The organism is Polycyclovorans algicola TG408 (assembly GCF_000711245.1).
Classification (GTDB): domain Bacteria; phylum Pseudomonadota; class Gammaproteobacteria; order Nevskiales; family Nevskiaceae; genus Polycyclovorans; species Polycyclovorans algicola.
This window is the reverse complement of sequence record NZ_JOMH01000001.1, coordinates 526,216-551,742: the sequence shown is the minus strand read 5'-3', so window position 1 is coordinate 551,742 and position 25,527 is coordinate 526,216. Positions and strand designations below refer to the sequence as shown.

General features: G+C 66.3%; 32 protein-coding genes and 1 tRNA gene. 18 read left to right on the top strand and 15 right to left on the bottom strand.

Translation table 11 applies throughout. The annotated features are described in order from the left end of the window. Positions 1-49: 49 nt before the first annotated feature. Both U741_RS0102655 and mobA read left to right on the top strand, forming a co-directional pair. On the top strand, positions 50-1,210 hold the full coding sequence (locus tag U741_RS0102655; RefSeq protein ID WP_152551470.1) for an aminotransferase class V-fold PLP-dependent enzyme: 1,161 nt from the start codon (positions 50-52) through the stop codon (positions 1,208-1,210). Beyond that, positions 1,207-1,821 (top strand): molybdenum cofactor guanylyltransferase MobA, encoded by a 615-nt coding sequence (gene mobA / locus U741_RS18165; RefSeq protein WP_052378428.1) that lies wholly within the window; start codon positions 1,207-1,209, stop codon positions 1,819-1,821. Before U741_RS0102655 ends, mobA begins: the two co-directional genes overlap by 4 nt. 5 nt (positions 1,822-1,826) lie before the next feature. Here mobA and U741_RS17580 read toward each other — a convergent pair whose 3' ends face one another. Continuing rightward, positions 1,827-2,201, bottom strand: a complete 375-nt coding sequence (locus U741_RS17580; RefSeq protein ID WP_084154617.1) for a winged helix-turn-helix domain-containing protein — start codon at positions 2,199-2,201, stop codon at positions 1,827-1,829. Positions 2,202-2,256: 55 nt separating this feature from the next. Between U741_RS17580 and moaA the strand changes: the two genes are divergently transcribed. The 9 genes from moaA (at position 2,257) to U741_RS0102600 (ending at position 9,972) form a co-directional block, all read left to right on the top strand. Beyond that, positions 2,257-3,285, top strand: coding sequence for a GTP 3',8-cyclase MoaA (gene moaA / locus U741_RS0102640; RefSeq protein WP_235200008.1), 1,029 nt, complete (start codon positions 2,257-2,259; stop codon positions 3,283-3,285). A 193-nt stretch (positions 3,286-3,478) separates the two neighbouring features. Next, positions 3,479-3,727: a MoaD/ThiS family protein gene (locus U741_RS19385; protein WP_052378426.1), complete on the top strand. Its 249-nt coding sequence runs from the start codon at positions 3,479-3,481 to the stop codon at positions 3,725-3,727. A 1-nt stretch (position 3,728) separates the two neighbouring features. Next, a complete protein-coding gene (locus U741_RS17575) occupies positions 3,729-4,217 on the top strand; it encodes a molybdenum cofactor biosynthesis protein MoaE (RefSeq protein ID WP_052378425.1) in 489 nt (162 codons plus the stop codon). Positions 4,218-4,306: 89 nt separating this feature from the next. Beyond that, a complete protein-coding gene (gene moaCB, locus U741_RS0102625; protein WP_029888943.1) occupies positions 4,307-5,239 on the top strand; it encodes a bifunctional molybdenum cofactor biosynthesis protein MoaC/MoaB in 933 nt (310 codons plus the stop codon). Between the two features lie 2 nt (positions 5,240-5,241). Beyond that, entirely contained in the window at positions 5,242-5,991 is a 750-nt protein-coding gene (locus U741_RS0102620) for a sulfite exporter TauE/SafE family protein (RefSeq protein WP_029888942.1), read from the top strand. Next, positions 5,988-7,193 carry a molybdopterin molybdotransferase MoeA gene (locus tag U741_RS0102615; RefSeq protein ID WP_052378423.1) on the top strand — a complete coding sequence of 402 codons (1,206 nt, stop codon included), beginning with the start codon at positions 5,988-5,990 and terminating at the stop codon, positions 7,191-7,193. Before U741_RS0102620 ends, U741_RS0102615 begins: the two co-directional genes overlap by 4 nt. A 15-nt stretch (positions 7,194-7,208) precedes the next feature. Further along, positions 7,209-7,604: a cupin domain-containing protein gene (locus U741_RS0102610; RefSeq protein WP_084154614.1), complete on the top strand. Its 396-nt coding sequence runs from the start codon at positions 7,209-7,211 to the stop codon at positions 7,602-7,604. Continuing rightward, positions 7,582-8,220 carry an acyl carrier protein phosphodiesterase gene (locus U741_RS0102605; protein ID WP_161776100.1) on the top strand — a complete coding sequence of 213 codons (639 nt, stop codon included), beginning with the start codon at positions 7,582-7,584 and terminating at the stop codon, positions 8,218-8,220. The genes U741_RS0102610 and U741_RS0102605 overlap by 23 nt, the downstream gene beginning before the upstream one ends. Positions 8,221-8,244: 24 nt before the next feature. Beyond that, the gene (locus tag U741_RS0102600; protein WP_029888938.1) at positions 8,245-9,972 is read left to right on the top strand and encodes an OPT/YSL family transporter; all 1,728 of its coding nucleotides are present in this window, start codon (positions 8,245-8,247) and stop codon (positions 9,970-9,972) included. A gap of 1 nt (position 9,973) precedes the next feature. On the opposite strand, the gene U741_RS0102595 is transcribed toward U741_RS0102600, so the two are convergent. The 5 genes from U741_RS0102595 to U741_RS0102575 all read right to left on the bottom strand — a co-directional run bounded on the left by U741_RS0102595 (position 9,974) and on the right by U741_RS0102575 (position 12,920). Further along, positions 9,974-10,300, bottom strand: coding sequence for a DUF4326 domain-containing protein (locus U741_RS0102595; protein WP_029888937.1), 327 nt, complete (start codon positions 10,298-10,300; stop codon positions 9,974-9,976). Further along, positions 10,297-10,932 carry a LysE family translocator gene (locus tag U741_RS0102590; protein WP_029888936.1) on the bottom strand — a complete coding sequence of 212 codons (636 nt, stop codon included), beginning with the start codon at positions 10,930-10,932 and terminating at the stop codon, positions 10,297-10,299. The genes U741_RS0102595 and U741_RS0102590 overlap by 4 nt, the downstream gene beginning before the upstream one ends. 20 nt (positions 10,933-10,952) lie before the next feature. Continuing rightward, on the bottom strand, positions 10,953-11,363 hold the full coding sequence (locus U741_RS0102585; RefSeq protein WP_029888935.1) for a GFA family protein: 411 nt from the start codon (positions 11,361-11,363) through the stop codon (positions 10,953-10,955). After that, a complete protein-coding gene (locus U741_RS0102580; RefSeq protein WP_029888934.1) occupies positions 11,360-12,226 on the bottom strand; it encodes a pirin family protein in 867 nt (288 codons plus the stop codon). The genes U741_RS0102585 and U741_RS0102580 overlap by 4 nt, the downstream gene beginning before the upstream one ends. Before the next feature lie 97 nt (positions 12,227-12,323). Beyond that, entirely contained in the window at positions 12,324-12,920 is a 597-nt protein-coding gene (locus tag U741_RS0102575; RefSeq protein WP_084154612.1) for an outer membrane beta-barrel protein, read from the bottom strand. A gap of 165 nt (positions 12,921-13,085) precedes the next feature. Here U741_RS0102575 and U741_RS0102570 point away from each other — a divergent pair, with 165 nt between their 5' ends. Further along, entirely contained in the window at positions 13,086-14,252 is a 1,167-nt protein-coding gene (locus tag U741_RS0102570; RefSeq protein WP_029888932.1) for a serine hydrolase domain-containing protein, read from the top strand. Between the two features lie 70 nt (positions 14,253-14,322). On the opposite strand, the gene U741_RS0102565 is transcribed toward U741_RS0102570, so the two are convergent. After that, the gene (locus U741_RS0102565; RefSeq protein WP_084154611.1) at positions 14,323-14,988 is read right to left on the bottom strand and encodes an outer membrane beta-barrel protein; all 666 of its coding nucleotides are present in this window, start codon (positions 14,986-14,988) and stop codon (positions 14,323-14,325) included. 123 nt (positions 14,989-15,111) lie between these two features. Here U741_RS0102565 and U741_RS0102560 point away from each other — a divergent pair, with 123 nt between their 5' ends. Further along, entirely contained in the window at positions 15,112-15,549 is a 438-nt protein-coding gene (locus tag U741_RS0102560) for a MaoC/PaaZ C-terminal domain-containing protein (RefSeq protein ID WP_029888930.1), read from the top strand. Positions 15,550-15,577: 28 nt separating this feature from the next. Then, the gene (locus U741_RS0102555) at positions 15,578-16,570 is read left to right on the top strand and encodes a tRNA dihydrouridine synthase (protein WP_029888929.1); all 993 of its coding nucleotides are present in this window, start codon (positions 15,578-15,580) and stop codon (positions 16,568-16,570) included. Here U741_RS0102555 and U741_RS0102550 read toward each other — a convergent pair. After that, on the bottom strand, positions 16,537-16,971 hold the full coding sequence (locus U741_RS0102550) for an NTF2 fold immunity protein (RefSeq protein ID WP_043110174.1): 435 nt from the start codon (positions 16,969-16,971) through the stop codon (positions 16,537-16,539). The two genes, U741_RS0102555 and U741_RS0102550, sit on opposite strands and share 34 nt — an antisense overlap. 50 nt (positions 16,972-17,021) lie before the next feature. Beyond that, positions 17,022-17,095, bottom strand: a tRNA-Gly gene (locus U741_RS0102545). Positions 17,096-17,160: 65 nt separating this feature from the next. Between U741_RS0102545 and thiS the strand changes: the two genes are divergently transcribed. Next, positions 17,161-17,352 carry a sulfur carrier protein ThiS gene (gene thiS / locus U741_RS0102540; RefSeq protein WP_029888927.1) on the top strand — a complete coding sequence of 64 codons (192 nt, stop codon included), beginning with the start codon at positions 17,161-17,163 and terminating at the stop codon, positions 17,350-17,352. On the opposite strand, the gene U741_RS0102535 is transcribed toward thiS, so the two are convergent. Beyond that, the gene (locus U741_RS0102535; protein ID WP_152551469.1) at positions 17,349-17,585 is read right to left on the bottom strand and encodes a hypothetical protein; all 237 of its coding nucleotides are present in this window, start codon (positions 17,583-17,585) and stop codon (positions 17,349-17,351) included. The genes thiS and U741_RS0102535 overlap by 4 nt on opposite strands. 102 nt (positions 17,586-17,687) lie before the next feature. On the opposite strand from U741_RS0102535, the gene U741_RS0102530 reads away from it, so the two are divergent. From U741_RS0102530 to U741_RS0102520, 3 genes are read left to right on the top strand one after another with little or no spacing between them, the layout of a single operon-like run. Next, positions 17,688-20,141 (top strand): AsmA family protein, encoded by a 2,454-nt coding sequence (locus U741_RS0102530; protein ID WP_029888925.1) that lies wholly within the window; start codon positions 17,688-17,690, stop codon positions 20,139-20,141. Continuing rightward, entirely contained in the window at positions 20,138-21,196 is a 1,059-nt protein-coding gene (gene mutY / locus U741_RS0102525) for an A/G-specific adenine glycosylase (protein WP_052378422.1), read from the top strand. The genes U741_RS0102530 and mutY overlap by 4 nt, the downstream gene beginning before the upstream one ends. After that, on the top strand, positions 21,193-21,498 hold the full coding sequence (locus U741_RS0102520) for an oxidative damage protection protein (protein WP_052378421.1): 306 nt from the start codon (positions 21,193-21,195) through the stop codon (positions 21,496-21,498). The genes mutY and U741_RS0102520 overlap by 4 nt, the downstream gene beginning before the upstream one ends. 28 nt (positions 21,499-21,526) lie before the next feature. On the opposite strand, the gene U741_RS0102515 is transcribed toward U741_RS0102520, so the two are convergent. From U741_RS0102515 to adh, 5 genes are all read right to left on the bottom strand, one after another. Then, on the bottom strand, positions 21,527-22,441 hold the full coding sequence (locus tag U741_RS0102515; protein ID WP_029888922.1) for an alpha/beta hydrolase: 915 nt from the start codon (positions 22,439-22,441) through the stop codon (positions 21,527-21,529). Positions 22,442-22,528: 87 nt separating this feature from the next. Continuing rightward, positions 22,529-22,774, bottom strand: coding sequence for a hypothetical protein (locus U741_RS19140; protein WP_152551468.1), 246 nt, complete (start codon positions 22,772-22,774; stop codon positions 22,529-22,531). Between the two features lie 103 nt (positions 22,775-22,877). Then, positions 22,878-23,432, bottom strand: coding sequence for a thioredoxin family protein (locus U741_RS0102510; RefSeq protein ID WP_029888921.1), 555 nt, complete (start codon positions 23,430-23,432; stop codon positions 22,878-22,880). A gap of 16 nt (positions 23,433-23,448) precedes the next feature. Next, the gene (locus U741_RS0102505) at positions 23,449-23,841 is read right to left on the bottom strand and encodes a DUF779 domain-containing protein (protein WP_029888920.1); all 393 of its coding nucleotides are present in this window, start codon (positions 23,839-23,841) and stop codon (positions 23,449-23,451) included. Between the two features lie 83 nt (positions 23,842-23,924). Further along, a complete protein-coding gene (adh, locus tag U741_RS0102500) occupies positions 23,925-25,445 on the bottom strand; it encodes an aldehyde dehydrogenase (protein ID WP_029888919.1) in 1,521 nt (506 codons plus the stop codon). Positions 25,446-25,527: the final 82 nt, after the last annotated feature.

Genomic DNA, 25,527 nt, shown 5'->3' with positions numbered 1-25,527 from the left:
AGAATGCCAAAGATCGGCACGCAGGGTGCACGCAGCCGGTTACGGTCCGATGGCACGACGCGATTACCATGCGCGGATGGCACCCGATGACACCGCCCTGTTCGACCTGCCGCCCGAGGTGATCTACCTCAACACCTGTGGCGCTGGCCCGCGCCTGCACGCGGTCAACGCCGCAGCACACACGGCCCTGCACGCCAGCGCACGCCCCTGGGAGACGGGTGAGGCCGACTGGCACGCCGCCGTCGAAAACCTGCGTCGAAACACCGCGTCCTTGCTCGGCACCACGCCCGATGCCCTGGCCTTTTGCCCCTCGGTGGGTCACGGCATGAGCCTGGCGGCGCTGAACCTGCCCCTCGCCGCCGGCCAATCCGTGGTGGTGCTGGCCGCCGAACATCCGTCGAACCGGCTGGCCTGGGAGCACGCCTGCACACGCGTCGGCGCCGTGCTGCAGCAAGCTTGTTGCGAGCCCGGACAGGACTGGACCCACGCCGTGCTGCAGCACATTGACGCCCACACCGCCGTGGTCAGCGTGCCGCACGCGCACTGGGCCGATGGCGCGCTGCTGGATCTGCCACGCATTGCCCTCGCCGCCCGCGCCGCAGGCGCCGCACTGGTCATCGATGCCAGCCAGTCACTGGGCATCCTGCCGCTGGATTTCGAAGCCCTGGCGCCGGACTTTGTCATCGCCCCGGGCCACAAATGGCTGCTCGGCGCTTACGGCCTCGGCTGGCTGTGGGCCGCGCCGCGTTGGCGTGAACAGGGGCAGCCGCTGGAGCACGGCATCGCTGCGCGGCAGGCGGAGGGCGACTTTGCATCGCTTGTGTCCACCCCGGCATACCGCGACGGCGCCCGGCGTTTCGACTTTGGTGCCCACGCCCATCCCCTGTTGGTGCCGATGTCGCTGGCGGCCATCGACCAGATGCAGGCGTGGGGGCTGGATGCGGTTCGCAGCCGCGTCGCCGCACTCGTCAGCCATCTTGAAACCGGCCTGACGCAGCGCGGCCTCGGTGACGGATTGACACCCGGCCACGCGCCGCACTTCTGCGCATGGCGGCCACCGCCGGACCGCCTGGCCGCCGTCACCGCTGCCGCACGCGAGGCCGGCTGCATTCTTGCCAGCCGCGCCGGGGCGCTGCGCATCGCACCGTATTTGCACATCAAAGAAGGCCAGATCGACCGGCTGATCGATGTGTTGGCAAGCTCGACATGAGCGCCATACGCCCCACCGGGCTCATCCTCGCCGGGGGTCGCGGCCAACGGCTGGGCGGCCGCGACAAGGGTCTCGTGCCGCTGCACGACCGGCCGCTGATCGCCCATGTCGCCGAACGGTTGTCGCCGCAGGTGGCCACAATGCTGATCAGCGCCAATCGCAACCCAGCCGACTACGCGCGCTTCGGGCAGGTGGTTGCCGACCCGGTGCCGGGCTTTGCGGGGCCGCTGGCCGGTCTACTGGCCGGCCTTGATCACTGCGCCGGCGATTGGCTGCTGGTGGTGCCTTGCGACGCGCTGGGCCTGCCGCTGGATCTGGGTGATCAGCTCATGAACGCCGCCACTGACGCACGAGCCCACGCCGCCTACGCGGTGATTGGTGAGGACGCGCTCTATCCCTGCTGCCTGCTGCACCGCGATCTGCGGCCGGGGCTTGAAACCTGGCTGCACGGCGAGCAGCGGGCGGTGCGTCACTGGCTGCACGCCGAGGGTGCGGTGGCGGTGCCGGTGCGCGGCTGGCGCGCCGATATTTTCAATCTCAACACCGCAGATGATCTGGCGCGTGCCGCCCGGTCGCTGTCGGGCGACGCCTCCGGTCCGGCCCAGGGCTGACCCACTCACGCCAGCAGTTTGACTAGCCTGGCGTTGAGCCGACCCACCTGCCGCGCATGTTCGGCCTCGAGCGCTCGATAGGCCTTGATCAGCCGCTGGCCTGCGGGGCTCAGGGTCGCGCCGCCGCCACCCTTGCCGCCGGTCGCGCGGTTGACCAGCGGCTGGCCGAGCCGACGTTCCATGGTCTGCACCGCACCCCATGCCGCGCGGTAACTCATGCCCATGGCCAGCGCCGCCTGCCGGATCGAGCCGCTGTCACGCACCCGCTCCAGCAACTCAATACGGCCATGCCCGCCCAGGCTCTGATCACCGGCCATCAGCCAGAAATTGGCGTGCACTTTAAGCGGAGGTGAGTGCGGCAAAGCGGGGGTAGTGTTCATTCGTTATGTCCAGTGGTGTATAACGCGAGTCCGACCGCCAACCCAGCAGCGCAGCGTGCTCGACACCGTTTTACCCGATCCCATCACCAATGATCGCCCCACGCAGGGCGCGGCCCGGCTGCGCGACCAGCACGGCCGGGTGAAGCGCAAGCTGCGGCTGTCGCTCACCGACCGCTGCAACTTCAGGTGCAGCTACTGCATGCCGGAGCACCCGGTGTGGCTGCCCAAGGCCAGCCTGCTGACCCGCGCCGAGCTGTTGCGAATGGCGCGGCTGGCGGTGGATCAGGGCATCACCCACATTCGCCTCACCGGCGGCGAGCCGCTGCTGCGCGCCGGCGTGCGCGACATCGTCTCCGACCTGCAAACCCTGCGTTCGTCGGGCCTGCAGCGGCTGTCGATGACGAGCAACGCCGAGCGCCTGGGCGAACTGGCCCAGCCGCTGGCCGATGCCGGGCTCGATGACCTGAACATCAGCTTCGATGCCATTGATCCCGACGTTTTCGAGACCCTCACTGGCCGTCCCATTGCGCCAGTGCTGCGCGGCATCAACGCCGCCCGCGCCGCCGGGCTGCCGGTCAAGCTCAATGCCGTCCTGATCCGCGACCGCAACGACCACCAGATTCTGCCGCTCACGCGCTGGGCGCTGGAGCAGGATCTGAGCCTGCGTTTCATCGAATACATGCCGCTGGACCAGCCGGGCCGGTGGCGTCCCGAAACCGTCATGAGCGAGGCCGAGGTGCTGGCGGTGCTGCGCACCCAACACACCGTCGAAGCCCTGCCGCGCAGCGCTGAACCCGCCACCCGCTATCGCATCGACGGCCAGGACCGCGTCGGTGTGATCGCCACCGTGTCCAACCCGTTCTGCGGCAGTTGCGACCGCATCCGCTTCACCGCCACCGGCGAACTGTTCACGTGCCTGTTCGCCCAAACCGGCACGCCGATGGGTGCGCAGATGCGCGCCGGGGCTGACGACGATGCCCTCACCGAAACCCTGCACCGCGCCGTGTGGCACAAACAGGCCGGGTACGCGGCGCAGCCCGGGCCGGTGGAGCGGACTATTCTCATGCACGGGATGGGGGGGTGAGCGCTGGCGCTTTGCGCGCACTGCGCGCAGGCAGCGCGAACGCCCGGCCAGGGAAGGCCGGGCCGGGGGTCAATCGAGTGATCACGTCGCGCCAGGGATGGCATCTATGAGCTCCCACCTGGAGTGGCTCGCAGGCACAGCGAACGCACAGCCAAGGATGGCCACAGCACATTTTCAGGAGTTGAACCGCCGCATGAACATCACCTTCGCCTTCTACGGCGGCCTGACGCGCCGCTGCCAGGAAGCACCGCTTACCCTGACCCTGCCGGACCACACCGCCACCCTAGGCGATGCCGTGGCCGCACTCGGCGACCGATTCCCCGACGCGTGGGAAGCGCTGGAGCGCGCAGCACTGGCCGTTGATGACCAGATCGTGTCGCGGCGTACGTCCCTCGAAGACGGCATGATGGTTGCCCTGTTACCGCCTGTGGCCGGGGGCTGACATGTCGCTGTCGGAACACACGCTCACCCTCGATCCGCTGCTCGCCGAAGGCCAGTTCCCCGACTGCGGCGGCCTCGCGATCTTCGGCGGTGCGGTCCGCAACCACCACGAAGGCAAGCCGGTGCTGCGGCTGCGCTACTCCGCCTACCCGCCGCTGGCCGAGCGCCTGATGCGCGAGATCGAAGCCGAAACCCGCGCCAAATTCGACCTGCCCTACTGCCGCGTCACGCATCGCGTGGGGATGCTGGAAATTGGCGATGTGGCGATTTACTGCGTGGTGCGCGCCGCGCATCGCGCCGAAGCCTTCGCGGGGTGTCGCTATGCCGTCGATGCAGTCAAGCACCGCGTGCCGATCTGGAAGGAAGAGTTCTACGCCGACGGCAGCAGCCTTTTTGTTGATGGCTGCTGCATCAATCCGGAATTGGGCGAGCCCAGCTTCGGCGTGGCGGCCGAACCTTGCGGTCACGACCACGACCGGCCGCGCCCGTAGGTCGGCATTCATGCCGACATCAACCGTCGCCTGTCGGGTTGAAACCCGACCTACCGCCCTATCTCGTTTTCAATGATCGAGTCACACGCATGAAAGACGTCGGCAGCAAACCCGAAACCCGCCGCAGCGCGCGTGCCAGTTGCGTGCTGCACGCGCCGGCCGGCTGCATCACGCGCCTGCGTGAGGCCAATACCGACAAGGGCGATGCGCTCAAGACCGCACGTGTCGCCGGCATCCTCGCCGCCAAGCGTACCGACGAGCTGATTCCGCTATGCCACCCGCTGCCGATCTACCGCGCCGACATCGACTTTGACCTGGCCGACACCTCGGTGAAGGTGATCGCCACCGTCGAAACCATCGGCCCCACCGGGGTGGAGATGGAAGCACTCACCGCCGCCAGCCTGGCCGCGCTGACGCTTTACGACATGCTCAAACCGCACTGCCAACCCGCCGAGCTGCGCATCACCGACACGCATCTGGAAGAGAAGAAGGGTGGCAAGTCGCAGTTCGGCCGCAAGCTGCGGGTGGCGGCCGATGCGCAGGTGATCGTGCTCTCCGACACGGTTGCTGCGGGCAGGAAGCCCGACACCGCCGGACGCGCCGTCGAGGCCGCCTTAAGCAAGGCCGGTTTTGCGAAGGTCGGCTACGAGGTGATTGCCGATGAGCCCGACGATCTGCGCCAGCGCATCGATGCCGCCATAGAGGCCGGCACGGCGCTGATCATCACCGTCGGCGGCACCGGCGTTTCGCCGCGCGACTGCACGGTGGAAACCGTCACGCCGTATCTGCTGCAACCACTGCCGGGGCTGATGGAAGCCGCGCGCGCCTTTGGCCAGCGGCGCACGCCTTACGCGGCGCTGTCACGCGGCGTGGCGGGTTACGCGCGCAACAACAGCCTGATCGTGACCTGCCCCGGCTCGCGCGGCGGCGCCAGCGAGACCATGGCGGCGATTCAACCGGCGCTGATTCACCTGATCGAGGTCTGCCGGCCGGGCAAGCCGCATCCGGGCGGGTATCAGTAAGCGTGACCGCCGTGCTGCTGCCGGCGGCGCTGTTGCTGATTGCCGCGCTGTACGCCAGCGTCGGTCACGGCGGCGCCTCGGGCTACATCGCGGTGATGGCGCTGGCGGGCCTGGCGCCGGAAACCATTCGCCCCACCGCGCTGATGATGAACGTGGTGGTCGCTGGTATTGCCACCGCGCAGTTCGCCCGCGCCGGGTATTTTCGCTGGGCACTGTTGTGGCCATTTGCGGTGGCCGCCGTGCCGTTCGCCTGGCTGGGCGGACGCGTGCCACTCGATGCCGGACTCTTCGGGCTGGTTGTTGGCGCGGTGCTGTTGCTGTCGGCGGCGCGGCTGTTCTGGCAGCCGCGCGAAGCGACGTACCAGCGGGTGCTGAGCCTCGCCTGGGCACTGCCGGTGGGCGCGCTGCTGGGCCTGATCTCGGGCCTGGTTGGGGTGGGCGGCGGTATCTTTCTCACGCCGCTGCTGCTGTTTGCCGGCTGGGCGCGCGCGCATGTGGCGGCGGCGGTGTCGGCGCCGTTCATCCTGCTCAATTCGCTCGCCGGCTTGCTGGGCTGGTGGGGCCAGGGTCAGGGTCAGGGATGGCCACCTGCAGACCTGGTGGTGCCGCTGCTGCTGGCCGCCGTGATCGGCGGCAGCGTGGGCGGCTGGCTGGGCAGCCGTCGCCTGCCGCCGATTCAGATCAAACGCGCGCTCGCCGTGGTCTTGCTGGTGGCGGGCCTCAAAATGCTGGGTTTGGGAGTGAGCTGGTGATTTCAATCGACGCGGCCCTGGCGGCCTACGCGCAGCACGCACGGCCATTGCCCGTGGCGCGCCTGCCCCTGCGCGACGCGCTCAACCGGGTGCTTGCCGAGGCTCCGGTGGCGAGCACCGACCTGCCCATGTTTACGCAAAGCGCGGTGGACGGGTATGCGCTGCGCAGCGCTGATCTGGCGGCCGCCGGTGACGCGGCGCCGGTTGACCTGACCCTGGTCGGCGAAGTGGCTGCAGGCGCCGGTGCACTGCCTCATGTCGGCCCCGGTGAGGCGGTGCGCATCTTCACCGGCGGCACCCTGCCGCCCGGCGCCGACACCGTGGCGCGGCAGGAGATCGTGCAGCGGGGGGACGGTGTCATCACGCTGACCAGGGCCTTGCCGCCCGGCGAGGACACCCGCTTTCGCGGCGAAGAGCTTCAGGCTGGCGCCGAGCTGGCGCAAACCGGGACACGGCTGCACCCGGGCGGCATCGCGGCGCTGGCGATGGCCGGCATCGGCACGGTGTCGGCGTACCGCGCACCGCGCATCGCGCTGCTGGTGACCGGCGATGAGGTGGTGCCGCCCGGCGGCGCGCTGCTGCCCGGCCAGATCTTCGATGCCAACGGGCCGCTGCTGCACGCCTGGTTTCAGGCGCGCGGCGGGGCGGTACCCGAGGTGCGCTACGTGCCCGACACCTTGGAGGCCGTCATCAGCGCGCTGCGCGACGCACTGGTTGACGCCGATCTGGTGATCACCACCGGCGGCGTGTCGGTGGGCGACAAGGATTTTCTGCGCGAAGCGGCGGCCTCTCTGGGCGTGGAAGAGCGCTTCTGGCGGGTGGCGCAAAAACCCGGCATGCCCCTGTATTTCGGTCAGCGCGGGCAGCAGTTCATCCTCGGCCTGCCCGGTAACCCCGGCGCGGTGCTGGTGGGGCTGGAAGTGCACGCCGCGCGGTTGATGGCGCTGCTGGAAGGCGAAGCGTTGCCCCTGCCGCTCTGGCAGATGGGCCGTCTGACCGACACCTTCCGGGGCGACGGTCGCCGCGACCTGCTGGCGCGCATGCGCATGTCCGTCACCGCCGATGGCGTGGCCCTGCATCCGCTGGGCCGCCAGGGTTCGCACATGCTCAGCAACCTGATTGACGCCAACGTGATCGTCCGCGTGCCGCCCGGCGAACACCCGGCCGGCGCGGCGCTGCCGTTCATCACCCTTGCCGATTGAGACGGAGACCCTGCCGTGACCCGACCCCCGCCCACCGCCCGCATCGAACACAACGCTGCCGGCGCCGAGTACGACTTCCGCGAGGGCTGTGCCATCACCGAGTGGTGGAATCACCCGGCCGACGATGACGTGTCGGTGGCGCGCGCCCGCGTGGCGCCCGGCGGCATCACCCGCTGGCATCGGGTGCGGAACACCACCGAGCGCTATCTGCTGCTGGAAGGCCAGGGGTGCGTGGAAGTGGGCGATGAACCGCCAACACCGGTCGGCCCGGGCGATGCCGTGGTCATCCCGCCCGGCCAGCGGCAGCGTATCCACAACACCGGCGAGACCGATCTGGTGTTTCTCGCCGTCTGCACCCCGCGGTTTCGCGATGCCCATTACGAGGACCTTGAAGCCTCGGACGACCCTTGAACACCCGCCCGGCCGCGCCGTTTTGAACTACCTCGCGCACTTATATCTTGCGGACCGCACCGGCACCTCGCCGGCCGGGGCGATTCTGGGCGATCACGTGCGCGGACGGCTCGAACCGGATACCCGGACCGGGGTGCGCAGCGGCATCGTGCTGCACCGCCGGGTGGATCATTTCACCGACCATCACCCGGCCGTGCAACCGTTGCTCGCAGCCTTGCCCCCCGGGTTCCGGCGCTATGGCGGTATCCTGATCGACATCTATTTCGACCATCTGCTTGCCCGGCATTGGGCAACCTGGCACGACGAGCCGCTGCCAACGTTTGCCGCCCGCATGATGGCCGCCGCCCGCATCGAATGGCCGGACTGGGCGCCGTTTGCGGCTGAACGCCTGGCCCATCTGCCCGAGGTGCTGGCCGGTTACGCCGAACCGGCGGGCGTGGCGCGGGCGCTGGCGCGGACGGACGCCCGCCTGCGTCGACCCAGTCCGTTGACGGACGCCATGCCGGTGCTCGAGCAACATCAAGCGTTGCTGGCGCAGCAATTCGAGGTGTTCCTGCCGAGCGTGATCGCGTACGTGCAGACCTGGGTGGCGGCGCATCTGCCGGTCCATCCATAAGCCCCGCGTGGCTACACTCGGGCCATGACGGCCCCGCCCGCCAATCCGGTTCAACCCGCCCTCACCGCCCGCGCGCTGCTCACCGGCGCGGTGCTGGGCGCGCTGCTCACCCCGTGCAATGTGTACAGCGGCCTGAAGATTGGCTGGTCGTTCAACATGTCGATTGCCAGTGCGCTGCTCGCCGTCGCCTTCTGGCGGCTGATGCAGGATCTGGCCGGCGCGCGGCACTGGGGCCTGCCGGAAAACATCATCAACCAGACCACCGCGTCTTCCTCGGCGTCGATCGTGTCGGGCGGCCTGGTGGCGCCGATTCCGGCGCTGGCGCTGCTCGGCGGCCCGGTGCCGGACGGCGTGCTGCTGATGCTGTGGGTGTTTTCGGTGAGCGTGCTGGGCGTGGCGATTGCCGCGCTGCTGCACGCGCGCTTCATCCAGGGCGGGTCGCTGCCGTTTCCTGAAGGCACCGCGGCGGCGGAAACCCTGGGCAGCATTCACGGCGACGGTCGCGACGCACGCAGCCGCCTGCGCTGGCTTGGGCTGGCGGCGGTGATCTCGGCCAGCGTCAAACTGCTTGGTGACTTGTTCAGCGTCACCCTGCGCGCCAGCCTGCCGGGCGGCTTACCGACGGCCAGTTTCAAGCAGTTGGGCATCGCGCTGGATGGCTCGCTGCTGATGATTGGCTTCGGCGCCATCATCGGCCTGCGCGCCGGGCTGTCGCTGCTGCTCGGGGCGCTGATCGCCTGGCTGGGGCTGGCGCCGTGGCTGCTGGGGCAGGGGCTGGTGAGCCCGGGCGCGACCGATGCCGTGTGGTTCAATGAACTGGTGGGCTGGCTGATCTGGCCCGGCGTCACGCTGATGACCACGGGTGCGCTGGCCAGCCTCTGGCTAGGGCGTCGATCTGCCGCAGTGGCAGGCACCGCCACCAAGCGACGCTTTCCGTTGCCGAAAGCCGTGTTCGCGACCGGCACGCTCGCCGCCGTGGCGCTGGTGGTGGGCCTGCAGATGCAGTTGTTCGGCATCCACTTTGCAGTGGCGCTGGCCGCCGTGGGCATGGCGTTGGGGCTGGCGATCGTCGCCGCACGGGTGGTGGGCGAAACCGGCATTCCGCCGATTGGCGCGCTGGGCAAGATCGCGCAACTGGGCGTGGGGGCACTGGCGCCGGGCACCGCCACCGCCAACCTGATGGGCGCCAACGTGACCGGCGGCGCGGCCGGGCAAACCGGCGACCTGCTCAACGATCTGAAAGCCGGTGCGCTGCTGGGCGCCCGCCCGGCGCCGCAGTTTGTGGCGCAGATTTTTGGCGTGATCATCGGCAGCATCGTCGGCAGCTTGAGCTACGGCCTGCTGATTCCCGACCCAGCCACCATGTTGTTGACACCTGAGTGGCCGGCACCGGCCGTCGCCACCTGGAAAGCCGTCGCCGAGGTGATGGCGGGCGGCCTCGCCGCGCTACCGCAGCTGAGTGTTCCGGCCGCTGCGGCCGGCGGCGTCGCGGGACTGGCTCTGGCGCTCTGGCAATTCCGCGCCCCGGCCCGCTTCGCACGCTGGGCGCCGAGTGCGGCGGCGATGGGCCTGGCGTTCGTGATTCCGGCGTGGATCGCCTTCGGCCTGTGTCTGGGCGCCGTGCTGGCCGAAGCGCTCAAGCGAGTCGCACCGCACTGGGCGCTGCGCCACGTGATTGCGGTGGCGGCCGGGCTGGTGGGCGGCGAATCGCTGGCGGGCGTGGCAACCGCGCTGGCGACGATGCTGGCGTGATCTAAACGGGTGCGCTGCCGTTGGCCACCGCCAGCAGCACGTCGGCGTGGCAGGGCTGGTCGAGCGGGCACCAGCAGGCCAGATGCTGGCCGACCAGTTCGGCGCGCGCGGCGGCGATCAATTCGGGGCGCTCGGCAAGGTAGCGTCGGTAGGCCGTCACCGCAGCCGCGCGGCCTTCGATCCAACCGGCGTTGGGGTGCGTGGTCTGTACCTTGAAGGGATTGCCCCAGCGGTTGGGGCGACTGACGATGACCGTGCCCGCCGGCAGTCGCCAGCCCTTGCGGCGACTGAGCTGCACGCGGCTAGGTGGTGACGCGGTCGCGTTCATGAGGCAACGACCGTAGAGGCCAACACCATTACGCCCACCACCGCGACCAGTACCGCCGCCACACGCGGCAGGGCACGCAGCCGACCACCCGTCATGACCTTGGTGCCACGCGCAGCCACCGCCGCATAGGCCAGCTTGACCCCGCCCACGGCCACCGCGGCGGCGAGCATCACCGCCAACACATCGGCGGTTTCTACGTCCGTCAGCGGTACGAATGCGGGCAAAAAGCCCAGATAGAACAGCACCGCTTTCTGGTCACCGAGGGTCAGCGTCAGGCCGGCCATGACGCTGCCGGTCGCGGTGGCCCGTACCGGAGCCGCCTGCGGGGTCGGCGGCGTCATGCGCCACAGGCCGCGTGCCAGCCACAACAGATACAACGCACCGATGACTTTGGCCGCGACAAAAGCCGGCCCCAGGGCGTCGATCAGCGCCATCAGCCCGAACATCGCCACGGCGATGAACAGCAGGTCACCGACCACCACGCCAAGGCTCACCCAGGCGCCGTGCGCGAAGCCGTTCGCCGCCGCACGAGAGGTCACGATCAGCACGCTGGTGCTGGGCACGGCGGCGAGCAAGGCCATGGCGCCGAACAGGGCGGCTAGGCTACCGAGTGTGAGCGTGCTGGGGTCCATGCCGGCACTTTACCGACGACTCAGAGCCGCGGGCTGTCTTCCATCTCGGCGTAGCGCGGCAGGTCGTCGGTGATGGGAAACCAGTCGGCGCACGAGGCGGCGTAGATGTGATGCGACGGGCGGGCATCGACCGGGCTGGTCACCGTGCCCATACGCAAGCGCAGGGTCTCAGGGCGCGCGTCACGCCGGCTGTACAGCGGGCTGCCACAGTGTCGGCAGAAGGCGCGCTTCTTGTCGCCTGCACCCACGTACTCGGTGATGGCATCGGCACCACGGACCAGCCGGAATCCGGCCGCAGCGATTGGACTGTTGGCGGCAAACGGCGCGCCGCTGGCCTGCCGGCACTGGCTGCAGTGGCACAGCGCGATGGGGCCCAGCACGCCGTCGTAGCGGTAACGCACGGCCCCACAGTAACAGCGGCCTTCAATCACGCCGCTTCGACCAGGCGGCCTGCCTGGTAGTCGGCAATCGCCTGCTCGATCTCGGCGTGGGTGTTCATCACGAACGGGCCGTACTGCGCCACCGGCTCATTGAGCGGCTTGCCGGCGAGGACAATCACCCGACTCGGCGCGTCGCCGGCCGTGAGGGTCAGTTGATCACCGTCGCCGAGGATGCCGGCGGCATATTGCGGTATGGCTTTCTCGCCGATACGGATCGCACCTTCGTAGACGTACACGAAGGCGTTATGGCCCGCGGTCATCGGTAGCGTCTGGCTGCCCCCGGCGGGCAGCAGCAGGTCGACGAACAGCGGGTCGGTGGCCATTGCCCCCGGCGTGGCGTTGATGGGGCCGGAGACCGTCTCGCCGTCCAGCGCAAGGCTGCCGGCAATGAGCTTGGCCGACCCGCCGTTGGCCCGCCGTCGTTCGGGGAGTTCGCTGGCAGGAATGTCGCGATACCCGGCCGGTTTCATCTTTTCGGCCGCCGGTAGGTTGATCCACAGCTGAAAGCCGCGCATGCGCCCTTCGGCCTGTTGCGGCATTTCGGAGTGAATCACCCCGCGCCCGGCGGTCATCCACTGCACACCGCCGCTTTTCAGCTCGCCGACATTGCCCAAGTGATCTTCGTGGCGCATGTGGCCGTCGATCATGTAGGTGACCGTCTCGAAGCCGCGGTGCGGGTGCGGCGGAAAGCCGGCGATGTAATCGTCCGGGTTGTCGGTGCCGAACTCGTCGAGCATCAAGAATGGGTCGAGGCGCAGCGACGGGGCCGCGCCGATGCTGCGGCGCAGTTTCACGCCTGCGCCATCCGAGGTTTCGCGGCCGGGGATGATGCGGGTGACATGACGACTTTTCATGGGTGTATTTATGGCGCCTGCCTCGCAAAACGCAAGCCTCTCGCACCCACAAAAAACCCCGCCGAGGCGGGGTCCGTTTACTGCGTGAAACCGACAATCAGAAGTGGTAACCCACACCGATACGCAGGTCGTCCAGGTCAACATCAACCCCTCGATCGCTCAAGCGTGTCATGCGGTAATCGCCGAAAATGCTGATCTGCGGTGTGGCCTGATAACGAACACCCAGCAGAAACTCGGGGCCGTCCAGATCATCCAGCATCACGTAGCCGACGCTGCCGTGGACCATGAATTGCGGTGCCAGTGCGGCTTCGAGACCACCGTGTACACCAAAGCCGTCTTCGTCGGGACCACCACGATCTCCGTCAACATTGATGTATTCCAGCAGCCCGACAAAATTCACGTTTTGGTTCAGTGGAGAGTGCATTCCCACGCCGAAACGGAGCTGGTCGAGATCACCGGAACGGTCGTAATCGACCGCCTGGTATTCACCGTTGATGAACCACTGATCGGCAATGGCAAACCGGCCTTTGGTGCCGAAGCCGTCACCGTCCGTGTCGCCGCCTGGGGAGACGTCAATTTCAGCATTGGGGATGAAATAGCCATCGAGATGGCCGAAAGAAGGTTGCTGGGCATTTGCGTGGAAGGCCAGCGATGACAACGCCAAAACGCCCATTCCCACTTGATAGAGTTTCATGAAAATCTCCAGTTAATTCTTATACATGGCGTCCAAGTCAGGACCCAGGCAAGGTACCGCAATGAATCTGAACGGCCGGCGAAGATTGCGCCACAATGGTTCGTGGTGCACCAAAGTGATGCGCCGCCGGTGGGTCGCGCAACCAAATTCAATCTGGAGAGATCAATGCCCCTCAAAGCCGCCCTTGACGAGGTTCTTACCGAGGCCGTGGCCAACAACGCCGTCGCCGGCGTGGTGGCGATGGCCGGCAATCGCCGCGGTCTGCTCTATGAGGGTGCCGCCGGGGCTCGGGTGTGCGGGCAAGCCGCGACAATGACCCTCGATTCTCTCGCGTGGTTGGCGTCGCTGAGCAAGGTGGTGACCAGCGTTGCGGTCATGCAATGCGTCGAGCGCGGCCTGCTCGATCTTGACGCACCCGCCGCCAAGGTCTGCCCCGAGCTCGGTGAGCTGCTGGTTCGCGAGCGCTACACCGACGCTGGCGAACCGGTTTTGCGAGCACCGCGGTCGCCCGTCACCCTGCGTCACTTGCTCAGCCATTCCAGCGGACTCGGCTACGAACTGTTTCACCCCGACGTGGCGCGCGAGCTGGTCGACGCCGGCAAGGACAACGTACTCAGTGGCACCCGCGCGACGCTGCACCGCGCGCTGGTCGCCGACCCCGGCAGCGCCTGGGTGTACGGCATCGGCATCGACTGGGCCGGCCTGATGCTCGAAGCTGTGACCGGGAAGCGGCTCGGCGACTATCTCAAGGCTGAGCTTTTCGACCCGCTGAACATGGTCGATACCGGTTTCACACTCAACGCCGAGCAGGCCGCGCGGCGCGCGAGCATGCACGCGCGAACGCCGGATGGCGGACTGCAACCCATGGCGTTCGAACTCCCTCCGCAACCCGAAGTCCAGATGGGCGGCCACGCTCTGTTTGGCACCGCGCCGGACTATATGAGGCTGATGCGCATGCTGCTCAACGACGGCTCGCTGGACGGCGCGACCCTGCTCAAACCCGAGACCGTGGCCGAAATTCGCCGTAACCAGATTGGTGACCTGAACATGACGCCGATATCCACGGCGATGCCCGACTTCAGCCACCCGGTCGACCTGCACCCTGGAACCGCCTGCAAGTTCGGGCTGGGCGGGCTGATCAACACCGAAGCCACGCCGGAAGGGCGCGCGGCCGGCAGCTACGCCTGGGTCGGGCTCAGCAACATTTATTTCTGGGTGGACCCGGTGCAGGACATCACGGCAATTTTTCTGGCCCAGTCACTACCGTTCTTCGATCCCGCCATCGTCGAGGTCGTACGGCGATTTGAGCGGGCGGTTTATCAAGCGCGATAGCGTCGCCAGCCGCAACCAAAAACACCCTGCGCTGGCAGGGTGTTCGTGTGCTTCCAGCTAAGATCTCTGCTTAGAAGTGGAAACCGGCGCCGATGCGCAGATCGTCCAGATCTAAATCGGTGCCGCTGTCACTGAAACGGCTGGCGCGGTAGTCAGCAAACAGGCTGAAGTTAGGTGCGACATGGAAACGTGCACCGATCAAGAACTCTGGACCGTCGGTGTCGCCAAGGGAGAGGAATCCAACGCTGCCGTGCAGTGAGAATTGCGGCGACAGCACGGCCTCCAGGCCGCCATGTACGCCGAACCCGTCCTCGCCTTCGGAACTGAATCCTGGAGTGTCGACTTCGACATCGACGTATTCGACCTGCCCAACGAACCGCAGCGCGGTGTTGATGGGCAGACCCAACCCCAAGCCGACCCGCACCTGATCGAGTTCGATGTTGCTGTCGTCATACTCGACGGCCTGGTACTCGGCGGCGATGAAGAGCTGCTCGGAGACCAGGAACCGGCCCTTGAGCCCGAACCCGTCACCGTCATCCTCGGCGCTGCCGGTTGCGTCAGAAAGCTCCAAGTCGGCACGAGGAATGTAATACGCATCGACATGACCAAAAGATGTTTGCTGCGCATTCGCCTGAAACGCGAAGGCCGACAACATCAGGGCGCTAAGCCCGGCTGTGTGAATTCTCATGGTGTTCTCCCATTTGTTTTGGTGGTTATTGCCCTCCAGCGCGGGCAACGGAACGTAACACTTTTGTCCGGTCCGGCCATCAAGTGCGCACGCATGTGAGCGCCGACCCGCGGCGGCAGCGTTGTCGCCGCACTGGCACCATAGCGACCTCTCCGCCGTCACTGACGCCCCATGAAATTTCACGACTTCTCGCCCGATCAGACCCTCACGCTGGGCCCGGTGTCGCTCAGCGAGGCCGAGATCATCAATTTTGCCCGCCTGTGGGACCCGCAGCCGTTCCACACCGACCCCGAATGGGCGACCAAGAGCCGCTGGAAAGGGCTGATTGCCAGCGGTTGGCAGACTTGTGCCCTGACCATGCGCACGGTCTGCGAGGGCCCGCTGCTGGACTCGGGCTCGATCGGCTCGCCGGGGCTGGAGTACCTGAAATGGACCGCGCCGGTGCGCCCCGATGACGCGCTGACCATTACCCTGGACGTGCTCGGCACCGGGGTGTCGTCCAGCGGTAAGGTCGGCAAGTTGCGCTGGCAGTGGCGCGTCCACAATCAGGATCGTGTGCTGGTGCTAGACACCATCGCCACCAGCCTTTTCGATCTCGATCTGCCGTGACTCGGCCGGTCCGCCGATAGGCACGCTGATGCGGATTGCCCTGGCCCCGATGGAGGGCGTTGTCGACGCCCGAATGCGGCAGATGATCACCGCCGTGGGCGGCATCGACTGGTGCGTGACCGAGTTCGTTCGCGTCACCGACCGCCTGCTGCCGCCCAAGGTGTTCCACGCGTTGGCGCCAGAACTTGCATCCGGCTGGACGACTGCCAGTGGCACGCCCGTGCGACTGCAGTTGCTGGGCGGCGACCCGACCTGCATGGCCGAAAACGCGGCACGCGCCGCCGAACTCGGCGCCCCAGTGATCGACCTCAACTTTGGTTGCCCGGCAAAGATCGTCAACCGCAATCGCGGCGGCGCCGTGCTGCTTGACGATCCGGCGTTGCTGCATCGAATTGTCTCGGCGGTGCGAGCCTCAGTGCCGATGCGGGTGCCGGTCACCGCCAAGATGCGGCTCGGCTATGCCGACACCTCACGTGCACTCGACTGCGCCCGGGCGCTGGCTGATGGCGGCGCGGCCGAAATGGTGGTGCACGCCCGCACGCGGGCCGACGGTTACAACCCGCCCGCGTACTGGCACTGGATTGCGCGCATCGCCGAGGTCGTGTCGGTGCCGGTCTATGCCAATGGCGAGGTCTGGTCGGTGGCCGACTGGCGGCGCTGCCGAGCCGAAAGTGGCGTCGACAACTTCATGCTTGGTCGCGGCCTTGTCGCCCGCCCCGATCTTGCACGACATATACACGCTGCCGCAAAAGGGCAGGCTTGCATGCCGCTGGATTGGACTGACCTCGTGGTGATGATGGGCGCCTACTGGCAGACCCTCCGCGCCCAGGTGCCCGAGCGCCACGCGCCGGGCAGGCTCAAGCAGTGGGTGTTTGCGCTGTCACGCCATTACCCGGAAGCGCAGGCCTTCTTTCTTGAGATTCGCCGAGGCCGCGACTGCGTGCAGCTCGACTCGGCGGTGGCGGCACAAGTGGCTGCGGCCAAAAATCAGCCAGGGTTTGCAGTTCGCGCGGCCGCTTGATCATCGTCTAGCGGTGGCCGGATCAACACCACCGCACCGGCATCGCGCGTGAGCACCAGCACCGGGCCGTCACCCGGTCGCTCGATGCCCTCGGTGCCGGTGACAATCCACAGGTTATGCCGCTTGAACGCCCGATAAGGTCGCGCTGCCTCGGCCACGTCGCGTCCCAGGTTGTCGGTCCAGACCTGCCGGGCAATGGCCATGGCCGTCCGCTCGCCGGCCACCGAGCCCCGGGGGCGCTCGGTCTCAACCCGCGCCTCGCGGTCAACGTCGGTCATCAGCTGATCGACCCAAGCCTGCCAGTCGGGCTCGGGGAAAAAACGGCTTTGAGCGACGACGACGAAACTCGTCACCCAGAGTGAAATGGCCAGCCAACTGCGCAGCGAGGAAAGAATGCTCATCAATCGGAGGTTACCGTCTCGACGATTGGAGTGGGCCAGAAACACCATTATGGAGCGGGTGAAGGGAATCGAACCCTCGTCGTAAGCTTGGGAAGCTTCTGCTCTACCATTGAGCTACACCCGCAGCAGTGCCGAATTATAGGGCCGCCGCGACTCAATTTAGTACCGCGACCGACAAATCGTTTCCTCATGACCGTCAACGGACAACCTCATCCCGGCACGCCGCCGACCGTCGCCGCCCTGATCGACGAGTTGTCGTTGGCCGGGCGACGTATAGCCATCGCAGTCAATGGTGCGGTGGTCCCGCGCTCGACCTGGCCGGATCATGCGCTCGCACAGGACGACCAGATCGAGGTGGTGCACGCCGTCGGCGGGGGTTAGTCCTCCCGGTCGCGACGCGGGCCGCTGCGACGGTCTTCACCTTCCGGGGGCGAGGCATCTCGGTGACGGCGGTCCTGACGCTCCTGCTCACGGCGGTCAATGCGACGGCCACTACTTTTGCCACTGGCCTCACTGCGCAAGGCCTCGCTCTTCGAGTAGAACAGCAGGTAAATCAGGTAAACGATCAGCGCCAGGCCGGCGAGTGTCAGCGCGACTTCCACAAGGGTTAACACGGTGATGTCCTCGACTCGTGCGGCGACAGGGTGCCGGTTCAGAGTCCGGTCGGTAACAGCACGTTTATGATGGCCTGATTCGACTTCGAGAAGGGGGGCCTCATGCCCAAGGCACTGAAAATTGTTCTGGCCGCGTTCGGCGCGCTGTTGCTGCTGTTGATCGGCGTGGCCATTGCACTGCCGTTGCTGATCGACCCCAATGACTACCGCGACACCATCGCCAGCAAGGTCGAAGAAGCCACCGGACGAACCTTCGCACTTGGCCAGATCGAACTGAAGGTGTTTCCGTGGGTGAAGCTGCGGGTCAATGACGCCGCACTCGGTAACGCCGAAGGCTTTGGCGATGAGCCCTTCGCGTCGATTGAAGAGGCCGACGTCGGCGTCAAGGTGCTGCCACTGCTGTTTGACCGGCAACTGGAGGTCAGCGCCATCACGCTCAACGGGCTCACCGCCAACCTCGCGCGCAAGGCTGACGGCACCACCAACTGGGACGATCTGGCCGACGCCGGTGAAGACGCCCCTGAAGAAGAGCCCGAAGCCGCGACGGCCGAAGGCGGTTTCGACCCTCGGCAAATCGACATTGGCGGCATCAACATCACCAACGCGGCCATCCACTTCGACGACCGGCAAGCCGACCAGAACATCAAGATCGAGGATTTTTCGCTGGCCACCGGGCGGCTCGCCCTGGGCGAAGCCTTCGACGTCACCACCGGGGCACAGATCACCCTTGGCGAACCTGCCATGACCGTGCGCTGGGACCTGAGCAGCCGCATTTCTCCTGAAGAAGATTTCTCGCGGGTGGCCATTGCCGATCTGAAGACCGCGATCAAGCTTGAAGGTGAGGGTCTGGCGGCCACCAGCGAGCTCACCGGCAACCCCAATATCAACCTCACCGACACTCGCCTCGACTGGGTGGATCTCGCCGTCGATTTCGATGTAACCCACGCCGAGGGCAGCGCCAAAGGCCGCCTGACCTCGCCCGTCGAGCTCGACTGGACCGCGATGAAGTTGGCGCTGAGCAAGTTGGCGCTGGATGCCACCGCCAGCAGCAAGGCCCTCAACAAACCCGTCGACATCACCCTGCGCGGTGACGTCAGTTACGACGGCACGGCCAACACCGCGAGCGTGAACGGCCTGTCGCTGAAGGCCGGCGAAGCCAACCTCAGCGGCAACGTCGATGCCAGCAAACTCGACAGCGACGCGCCGCAGGCACAGGGCAAGCTGGCGCTGGCCGCGTTCTCGCCGCGCAAGCTGGCGGCCGAACTCGGCATCGAACTGCCGCCCATGCAGGACGACACCGCGCTGCAGAAGTTGCAGTTCAGCAGTGACATCGGCGGCGGCACGCGCGGCATTGCACTGAAAAACATCGTGCTGGTGCTGGACGACACCACCGCGCGCGGCTCGGCCGAGGTGCGTGACTTTGCCAGCCAGGCGATCCGCTTCGACCTCAACGTCGACCGGCTCGACGCCGACCGCTACATGCCGCCCACCGAAGAAGGTGATGGCGGCGACAAAAAGGCGGATGGCGAGGAAGGCGGCGACATCAACGCCATCCAGTTGCCCACCGAGATGCTCGATGCACTTAACGTCGATGGCGTGCTGCGCATCGGCGAGCTCAAGGTCAGCGGGCTCACCCTCAATGACGCGCAAGTCACCCTCAGCGGCGCCGCCGGCCAGCCCAAGCGCCAGCAGATTGCAGCCAAGCTCTATGGCGGCAACATCGCGCTGGATCACCGCTACACCCCCGGCGACAACCCCGGCTGGAACCTCAAGGCCGGACTCGACGCGTTTCAGGCGGCGCCCTTCCTGAAAGACTTCATCGGCAAGGAATACCTGTCGGGCCTCACCCAGTTCGATGTCGATCTGCGTACCAGCGGCAACACCGTCGGCGATCTGCGCGCGGCGCTCAACGGGCAGCTCTCGGCGCAGTTGCGTGATGGCGCGGTCAAGGGCTTCAACCTCGGTGCCGCGTTGCGCCGCGCCGAGGCGGCCTTCACCGGCAACGCAGCCGCGGCACGGGCGCCGGCCACGGTCGAAGAAACCGACTTCTCGTCGCTGGCCTTCGCTGCAAAAATCACCAACGGCGTGCTTGAAACCACGCTGCTTGACGCGGCCAGCCCGCTGTTCCGCCTTGATGGCGGCGGCAAGATCAATCTGGTCAATGAAACGCTGGAATTCCTCGCCAAACCGACGGTGGTCGCCACCGCCACCGGTCAGGGCGGCAAGGAGCTTGAAGCTCTGCGCGGTCTGACCATTCCCATCGCGCTCAGTGGCAGCCTGTTCGACCCCAAGGTGCGTTTCGACTTCAAGGAGGCCTTGAAGTCGAAGGCCGTCAGCGAAGCGCGGGAGCGCCTCGGGGTGGACGAAGAAGAGTTGCGCACCAAGGCCAAGGCCGAGGAAGCCCGCGCGAAAGAGAAGGTCGAGTCAAAAATCGAAGAAGAGCTGGGCGACGGCGCGGTCGATGCCATTCGCGGCCTGTTTGGTCGCGCGCCGCGTGCCAGGCCGACGCCCACCGCTGAGCCTGCGGCCGAGGCGACCCCCGAACCTGCGTCGTGAGTGCAAAGCCGTTCGCGGAGCGCGTGCTGCAGTGGTTCGATGCACACGGCAGACACGATCTGCCGTGGCAGCGGCCGCGCTCGGCATACCGCGTGTGGGTGTCGGAGATCATGCTGCAGCAGACGCAGGTCGCGACGGTCATTCCGTACTTCACGCGCTTTATGGCGCGCTTTCCCGACGTCGCAACGCTGGCCGCCGCACCGCTGGATGACGTGCTCGCCCACTGGTCGGGCCTTGGCTACTACGCCCGCGCCCGCAACCTGCACGCCTGCGCTCAGGGCGTGGCGAATGGCTTGGGCGGGGAATTTCCCCGCACCGTCGAAGGCTGCCTGGCATTGCCGGGTATCGGGCGCTCGACCGCGGGGGCCATCGTCAGTCAGGCCTTTGATGCGCGCGCGCCCATTCTCGACGGCAACGTGCGCCGCGTGTTGGCACGCCACGCCGCGCTGCACGGCTGGCCGGGCACGCCGGCCGTGTCAAAGGCTTTCTGGGCGCTTGCCGAATCACGTCTGCCCGAAGCCCGATACGCCGACTACACGCAGGCGCTGATGGACCTGGGCGCCACCTGTTGCACGGCAAGGCGCCCGCAATGCCTGCTCTGCCCGGTGCAAGAGGACTGCCTGGCGCGGCAGCAGGGCAGCGTGGCCAGCCTGCCCACGCCCAAGCCCAGGCGCGCGCGGCCACGAAAGCAGGCGCAGGTGCTGGTGGTCGAGAACCACGACGGCGAGATTCTGCTGGCGCGCCGTCCGCAGCGCGGCATCTGGGGCGGGCTGTGGAGTCTGCCGGTGATCATGGCCGGCGATGCATGGCCCAGCGGGCTGGACGCCTTGCAACCGTTCGACAACACCCCGCTGACGCCCATCGCCCACAGCTTTACGCACTTCGATCTGCAGATGGACCCGGTGCATCTGCAGGGCCAGCCCGCCGTGAACGACGACCTGATCTGGCACGCCCCGACGCAAGCCCTTACCCTCGGGCTCCCCGCGCCCATCCGGCGCATGATCGAACAACGGGTCGCCCACACCGCGGCCACAACCACCCCCGAGGCCTCATGACCAAAACCGTTCACTGCATCAAACTCGGCCGCGAAGCCGAAGCCCTGCCCAAACCGCCACTGCCCGGCCCGCTGGGGCAGAAGATCTTCGAGAACGTCAGCAAGGAAGCCTGGGCCACATGGATGGAGCATCAGACCCGGCTCATCAATGAATACCGGCTGGCATTGGCCGATGCCAAGGCGCGCAGCTTTCTTATGGATGAACTGAAGAAGTATTTCTTTGAAGGCGGCGAACTCACCGGCACCGGTTTCGTGCCGCCCGCCGGCGACAGCGGCGTCAAGCAGTACACCCCCGAAAGCTGACCGCCCTGGCGGTAGATCGCGGTGGATTTCAGTCCGGGTTGATCAAGTGCCGGACGAACCAGTCGCGCGCCGCGCCCGCCGAAATCTCGAAGCCCTTGCCGGTGTACGCGTCGAAATGTCCGCCGGGCACCAGCGTGAGTTGCTTGGGGTGTCGAGCGGTCTCGAAGGCGGCGGTGGCAAGGCCGCCGTCCGCCAGCCGGTCCAGTGGTGCGACGACCATCAGCAACGGGGTGGGCGCAATCATCGGCAGGTAGGCGCCGGGCTCATAGCCGCGAAAAAACTCCATCGACAGCAGCGTGGTTTCGTTCTTCCACTTGACGCCTGGCTTGTCGATGTAATGGCGGAAAAACTCCCAGGAATCGGGCGTCGGTAGCCCCGACATCGCGGCAGGGTCTTCGGCGACGATGGGAATGTAAGTGGGTGGCGCGCCGTTCAACTGGGCTTGACGCTCGGCTGCAAAGGCTGCGTCCATCGCCGCCCAATGGTCGATACGCACCAACTGTTTGAAGGTTTCGGAGCCCGAGATTGCCGGCACTTGGCCCACCACGGCTTTGACACGGCGATCGATGGCGGCTGCCACATAAGCGTTGCCACCGCCATAACTGGAGCCCCACAGGCCGATACGACCAGGGTCGACATCCTTGCGCGACTGCGCGTAGGTGATGGCGTGCTGAATGCAGCGAATCTGCTGCCAAGGGTCGACCTGCTGGCGCGGCGTTCCCGGCAGGTCGTCGCTGTCGCCGAAGCCGGGGTGGTCATAAACCAGGCAGGCCAATCCGGCGGCCTGGAAGTGCGTGGCGTAGTCGTCAAGGTGCATTTCCTTCACCGCCGTGAAACCGTGCTGCAGCACCACGCATGCTGCCGGGCCTTGGGCGTCGGCGGCCGGGTAGAACCAGCCGCGCAGGGTGGCGCCAGGGGCTGTGAATGTGATGTCTTCTCTCACGGCACTCTCCTCAATGGGTGATGTCTTCTGCGCGCTGTTTGGCGCCCTGCTCAGGCTAGGTCAGCCGGTGATCTGCTCTGCGCCCGATCATGGGCTGACGCGCTGCTCGCAAGCCTCACGCGTTTGTGTAGTGACGATGCTGCCGCTCGGCGTGCGTCCAAACCACGCGCCATCCCGCTCGGTGCACGGGGCATCGGCATTTGAAGTAGAACCTTCCTGTGGCGTGCCTTCTGGCGTTCCCTCCTGACCGCAGGCGGCGATGAGCAACCCAAGCGGGGCCAGCGCGGCGAGCCGCAGCATGGGCCGGCGGTTGATCAAGGGTGAGGTTTTCATCGGTTCTCCTGTTTGCGGGGTCTCGTAAGACGGCCATACGTCATGTCGTGGTCAATCGGGAAGGGACCGAAGTTTTGCGTGATGAACATCCGACCCCGCCATGTCAACGCCACTTGATGTTGCAGCCCTTGCTTGGCAGCTGTTGCTCGGGTGCGGGCATGCCGGCGTGCAGCTCGGCAAGTGCAGCGCGCAAGTCTTCGCCATTCAGGGGCGCGTCGTTGCCGGGCGTGGCGCCGTCCAGCCGCCCGCGGTAATACAGCTTCAGGTCGGCGTCGAGCAAAAAGAAATCCGGGGTGCAGGCGGCATCGAACGCGCGCGCCACCTCCTGGGTTTCGTCATAAAGATAGGGCGCCGGATAGCCCAGCGACCGCGCCTGCTGGGCCATGGCCTCGGGGCCGTCAGCCGGATGCTTGGTGGCGTCGTTCGATGAGATGAACACCACGCCGATGTTGTGATCCAGCGCCCACTGCGCAACCCGCACCAGCTCGGGATTGATGTGCTTCACGTACGGGCAGTGGTTGCAGATGAAGGCGACCAGCAGGCCGTGGGCACGCAGCAAACCGTCGCGACGATGCACCCGGCCAGTGAGCGGTTCGGGAAGCGAAAAGTCGGGCGCCGGCGTGCCCAAGTCCATCATGTTGGAGGGGGTTAAAGCCATTAAAACAAGGTCTCCTTCAGGGAGTGTGTGAAACCAGGCCCAGTGCCAGGGCCTCGTCGTCGGTGAACAGGCGCGAGCGCACCAAAAAACGCTTGCCGGTACCGTTTTCCAGCGAGAACATGCCGCCGCGACCTTCGACCACGTCGATGATCAGCTGCGTGTGTTTCCAGTATTCGTACTGCGACGGGCTGATATAGAACTTGGCGCCGCCAATCTCGCCGAGACAGACGTCTTCATCGCTGACGAGGTAGTCGTCAATGGGAAAGCACATGGGCGCCGAACCATCACAACAGCCGCCCGACTGGTGAAACAGCACCGGGCCGTGACGCTCGCGCAGCGCGGCGATCAGCGCCACGGTGGCGTCGGTGGCCAGCACCCGATCGGGTAATGCGTCTTGTGCTGAATTCATCAGCGACTCCAAAAAACGGCGCCCCAAGGGTAACCCCGGGGCGCCGGTGGTGAGGGCGAGCGCAGCCGTATCGCAGAGGCTTTTTAGAAGAAACCCAGCTTGTCGGGGCTGTAGCTCACCAGCAGGCACTTGGTCTGCTGGTAATGGTCGAGCATCATCTTGTGATTCTCGCGGCCGATGCCCGACTGCTTGTATCCGCCAAACGCCGCGTGCGCGGGGTAGGCGTGATAGCAGTTGGTCCACACCCGGCCGGCCTTGATGCCCCGGCCCATACGGTAGGCGGTGTTGCCGTTGCGGCTCCACACCCCGGCGCCGAGGCCGTAGAGGGTGTCGTTGGCAATGGCCAGCGCTTCTTCCTCGGTCTTGAAGGTGGTCACCGACAGCACCGGCCCGAAGATCTCTTCCTGGAAGATGCGCATCTTGTTGTGACCCTGGAACACCGTGGGCGTCACGTAGTAGCCGCCGCTGATGTCGCCGCCCATGTCGGCGCGCGCGCCGCCGGTGAGCACCTTGGCGCCTTCCTGCTTGCCGATGTCGATGTACGACAGGATCTTTTCAAGCTGCTCGCTGGAGGCCTGCGCGCCGATCATCGTGCTCGGGTCCAGCGGATGGCCCTGCTTGGTGGCCTGCACGCGCTTGATGGCGCGCTCCATGAATTTCTCGTAAATCGACTCCTGAATCAGCGCGCGACTCGGGCAGGTGCAGACTTCACCCTGATTCAGCGAGAACATCGCAAAGCCTTCCAGCGCCTTGTCGAAGAAAGCGTCGTCTTCGTCCATGACGTCTTCGAAGAACACGTTGGGGCTCTTGCCGCCCAGCTCCAGCGTGACGGGAATCAGGTTCTGGCTGGCGTACTGCATGATCAGCCGCCCGGTGGTGGTTTCGCCGGTGAAGGCGATCTTGGCGATGCGCGAGCTGGAGGCCAGCGGCTTGCCGGCTTCAAGGCCGAAGCCGTTGACCACGTTGAACACGCCCGGCGGCAGCAGGTCGGCAATCAGCTCCACCAACACCATGATGCTGGCGGGGGTCTGCTCGGCGGGCTTCAGCACCACGCAGTTGCCGGCAGCGAGCGCAGGGGCGAGCTTCCACACGCCCATGAGGATGGGGAAGTTCCAAGGAATGATCTGCCCAACCACGCCCAGCGGCTCATGAAAGTGATAGGCCACGGTGTCGTTGTCGACCTGCGAATGCGAGCCTTCCTGGGCGCGGATACAGCCGGCGAAATAGCGGAAGTGATCGATGGCCAGCGGAATGTCGGCGGCCGTGGTTTCGCGAATCGGCTTGCCGTTGTCCCAGGTTTCGGCCTCGGCGATGGCCGGCAGGTTTTGCTCCATGCGGTCGGCAATCTTGTTGAGGATCAGCGCGCGCTCGGCGGGGGCCGTCTTGCCCCAGGCATCGGCGGCAGCATGCGCGGCATCCAGCGCCAGCTCGATGTCTTCTTTTTGCGAGCGGGCGATCTGGCAGACCACCTTGCCGTTGATCGGCGACACGTTGTCGAAGTACTGGCCGCCCAGCGGCGCGACAAATTTGCCGCCGATGAAGTTGTCGTATTTGGCCTTGAAGGGCGACTTGGTCGGCGTCGCCATGGTTGCGGGTTGGTTCATGTCGTTGAGGCTCCTCTCAATGTTTTGGGTGAACGCAAAGCGGTTGATCGCCGGCGCACCACGCGCACATTTCTCGATGACC

Coding starts and splice junctions, on each gene's coding strand:
- U741_RS0102550 (WP_043110174.1), bottom strand. CDS start 16,971: ATGAGCATTCTTTCCTCGCTGCGCAGTTGGCTGGCCATTTCACTCTGG.
- U741_RS19385 (WP_052378426.1), top strand. CDS start 3,479: ATGAACATCACCTTCGCCTTCTACGGCGGCCTGACGCGCCGCTGCCAG.
- U741_RS0102580 (WP_029888934.1), bottom strand. CDS start 12,226: ATGAAAAGTCGTCATGTCACCCGCATCATCCCCGGCCGCGAAACCTCG.
- U741_RS0102510 (WP_029888921.1), bottom strand. CDS start 23,432: ATGGCTTTAACCCCCTCCAACATGATGGACTTGGGCACGCCGGCGCCC.
- adh (WP_029888919.1), bottom strand. CDS start 25,445: ATGAACCAACCCGCAACCATGGCGACGCCGACCAAGTCGCCCTTCAAG.
- U741_RS0102575 (WP_084154612.1), bottom strand. CDS start 12,920: ATGAAACTCTATCAAGTGGGAATGGGCGTTTTGGCGTTGTCATCGCTG.
- U741_RS0102555 (WP_029888929.1), top strand. CDS start 15,578: ATGCGGATTGCCCTGGCCCCGATGGAGGGCGTTGTCGACGCCCGAATG.
- U741_RS0102570 (WP_029888932.1), top strand. CDS start 13,086: ATGCCCCTCAAAGCCGCCCTTGACGAGGTTCTTACCGAGGCCGTGGCC.
- U741_RS0102595 (WP_029888937.1), bottom strand. CDS start 10,300: ATGAACGCGACCGCGTCACCACCTAGCCGCGTGCAGCTCAGTCGCCGC.
- moaCB (WP_029888943.1), top strand. CDS start 4,307: ATGAAAGACGTCGGCAGCAAACCCGAAACCCGCCGCAGCGCGCGTGCC.
- U741_RS17580 (WP_084154617.1), bottom strand. CDS start 2,201: ATGAACACTACCCCCGCTTTGCCGCACTCACCTCCGCTTAAAGTGCAC.
- U741_RS0102505 (WP_029888920.1), bottom strand. CDS start 23,841: ATGAATTCAGCACAAGACGCATTACCCGATCGGGTGCTGGCCACCGAC.
- U741_RS0102530 (WP_029888925.1), top strand. CDS start 17,688: ATGCCCAAGGCACTGAAAATTGTTCTGGCCGCGTTCGGCGCGCTGTTG.
- U741_RS0102600 (WP_029888938.1), top strand. CDS start 8,245: ATGACGGCCCCGCCCGCCAATCCGGTTCAACCCGCCCTCACCGCCCGC.
- mobA (WP_052378428.1), top strand. CDS start 1,207: ATGAGCGCCATACGCCCCACCGGGCTCATCCTCGCCGGGGGTCGCGGC.
- U741_RS0102655 (WP_152551470.1), top strand. CDS start 50: ATGGCACGACGCGATTACCATGCGCGGATGGCACCCGATGACACCGCC.
- U741_RS0102520 (WP_052378421.1), top strand. CDS start 21,193: ATGACCAAAACCGTTCACTGCATCAAACTCGGCCGCGAAGCCGAAGCC.
- U741_RS19140 (WP_152551468.1), bottom strand. CDS start 22,774: ATGAAAACCTCACCCTTGATCAACCGCCGGCCCATGCTGCGGCTCGCC.
- thiS (WP_029888927.1), top strand. CDS start 17,161: ATGACCGTCAACGGACAACCTCATCCCGGCACGCCGCCGACCGTCGCC.
- U741_RS0102590 (WP_029888936.1), bottom strand. CDS start 10,932: ATGGACCCCAGCACGCTCACACTCGGTAGCCTAGCCGCCCTGTTCGGC.
- U741_RS17575 (WP_052378425.1), top strand. CDS start 3,729: ATGTCGCTGTCGGAACACACGCTCACCCTCGATCCGCTGCTCGCCGAA.
- U741_RS0102560 (WP_029888930.1), top strand. CDS start 15,112: ATGAAATTTCACGACTTCTCGCCCGATCAGACCCTCACGCTGGGCCCG.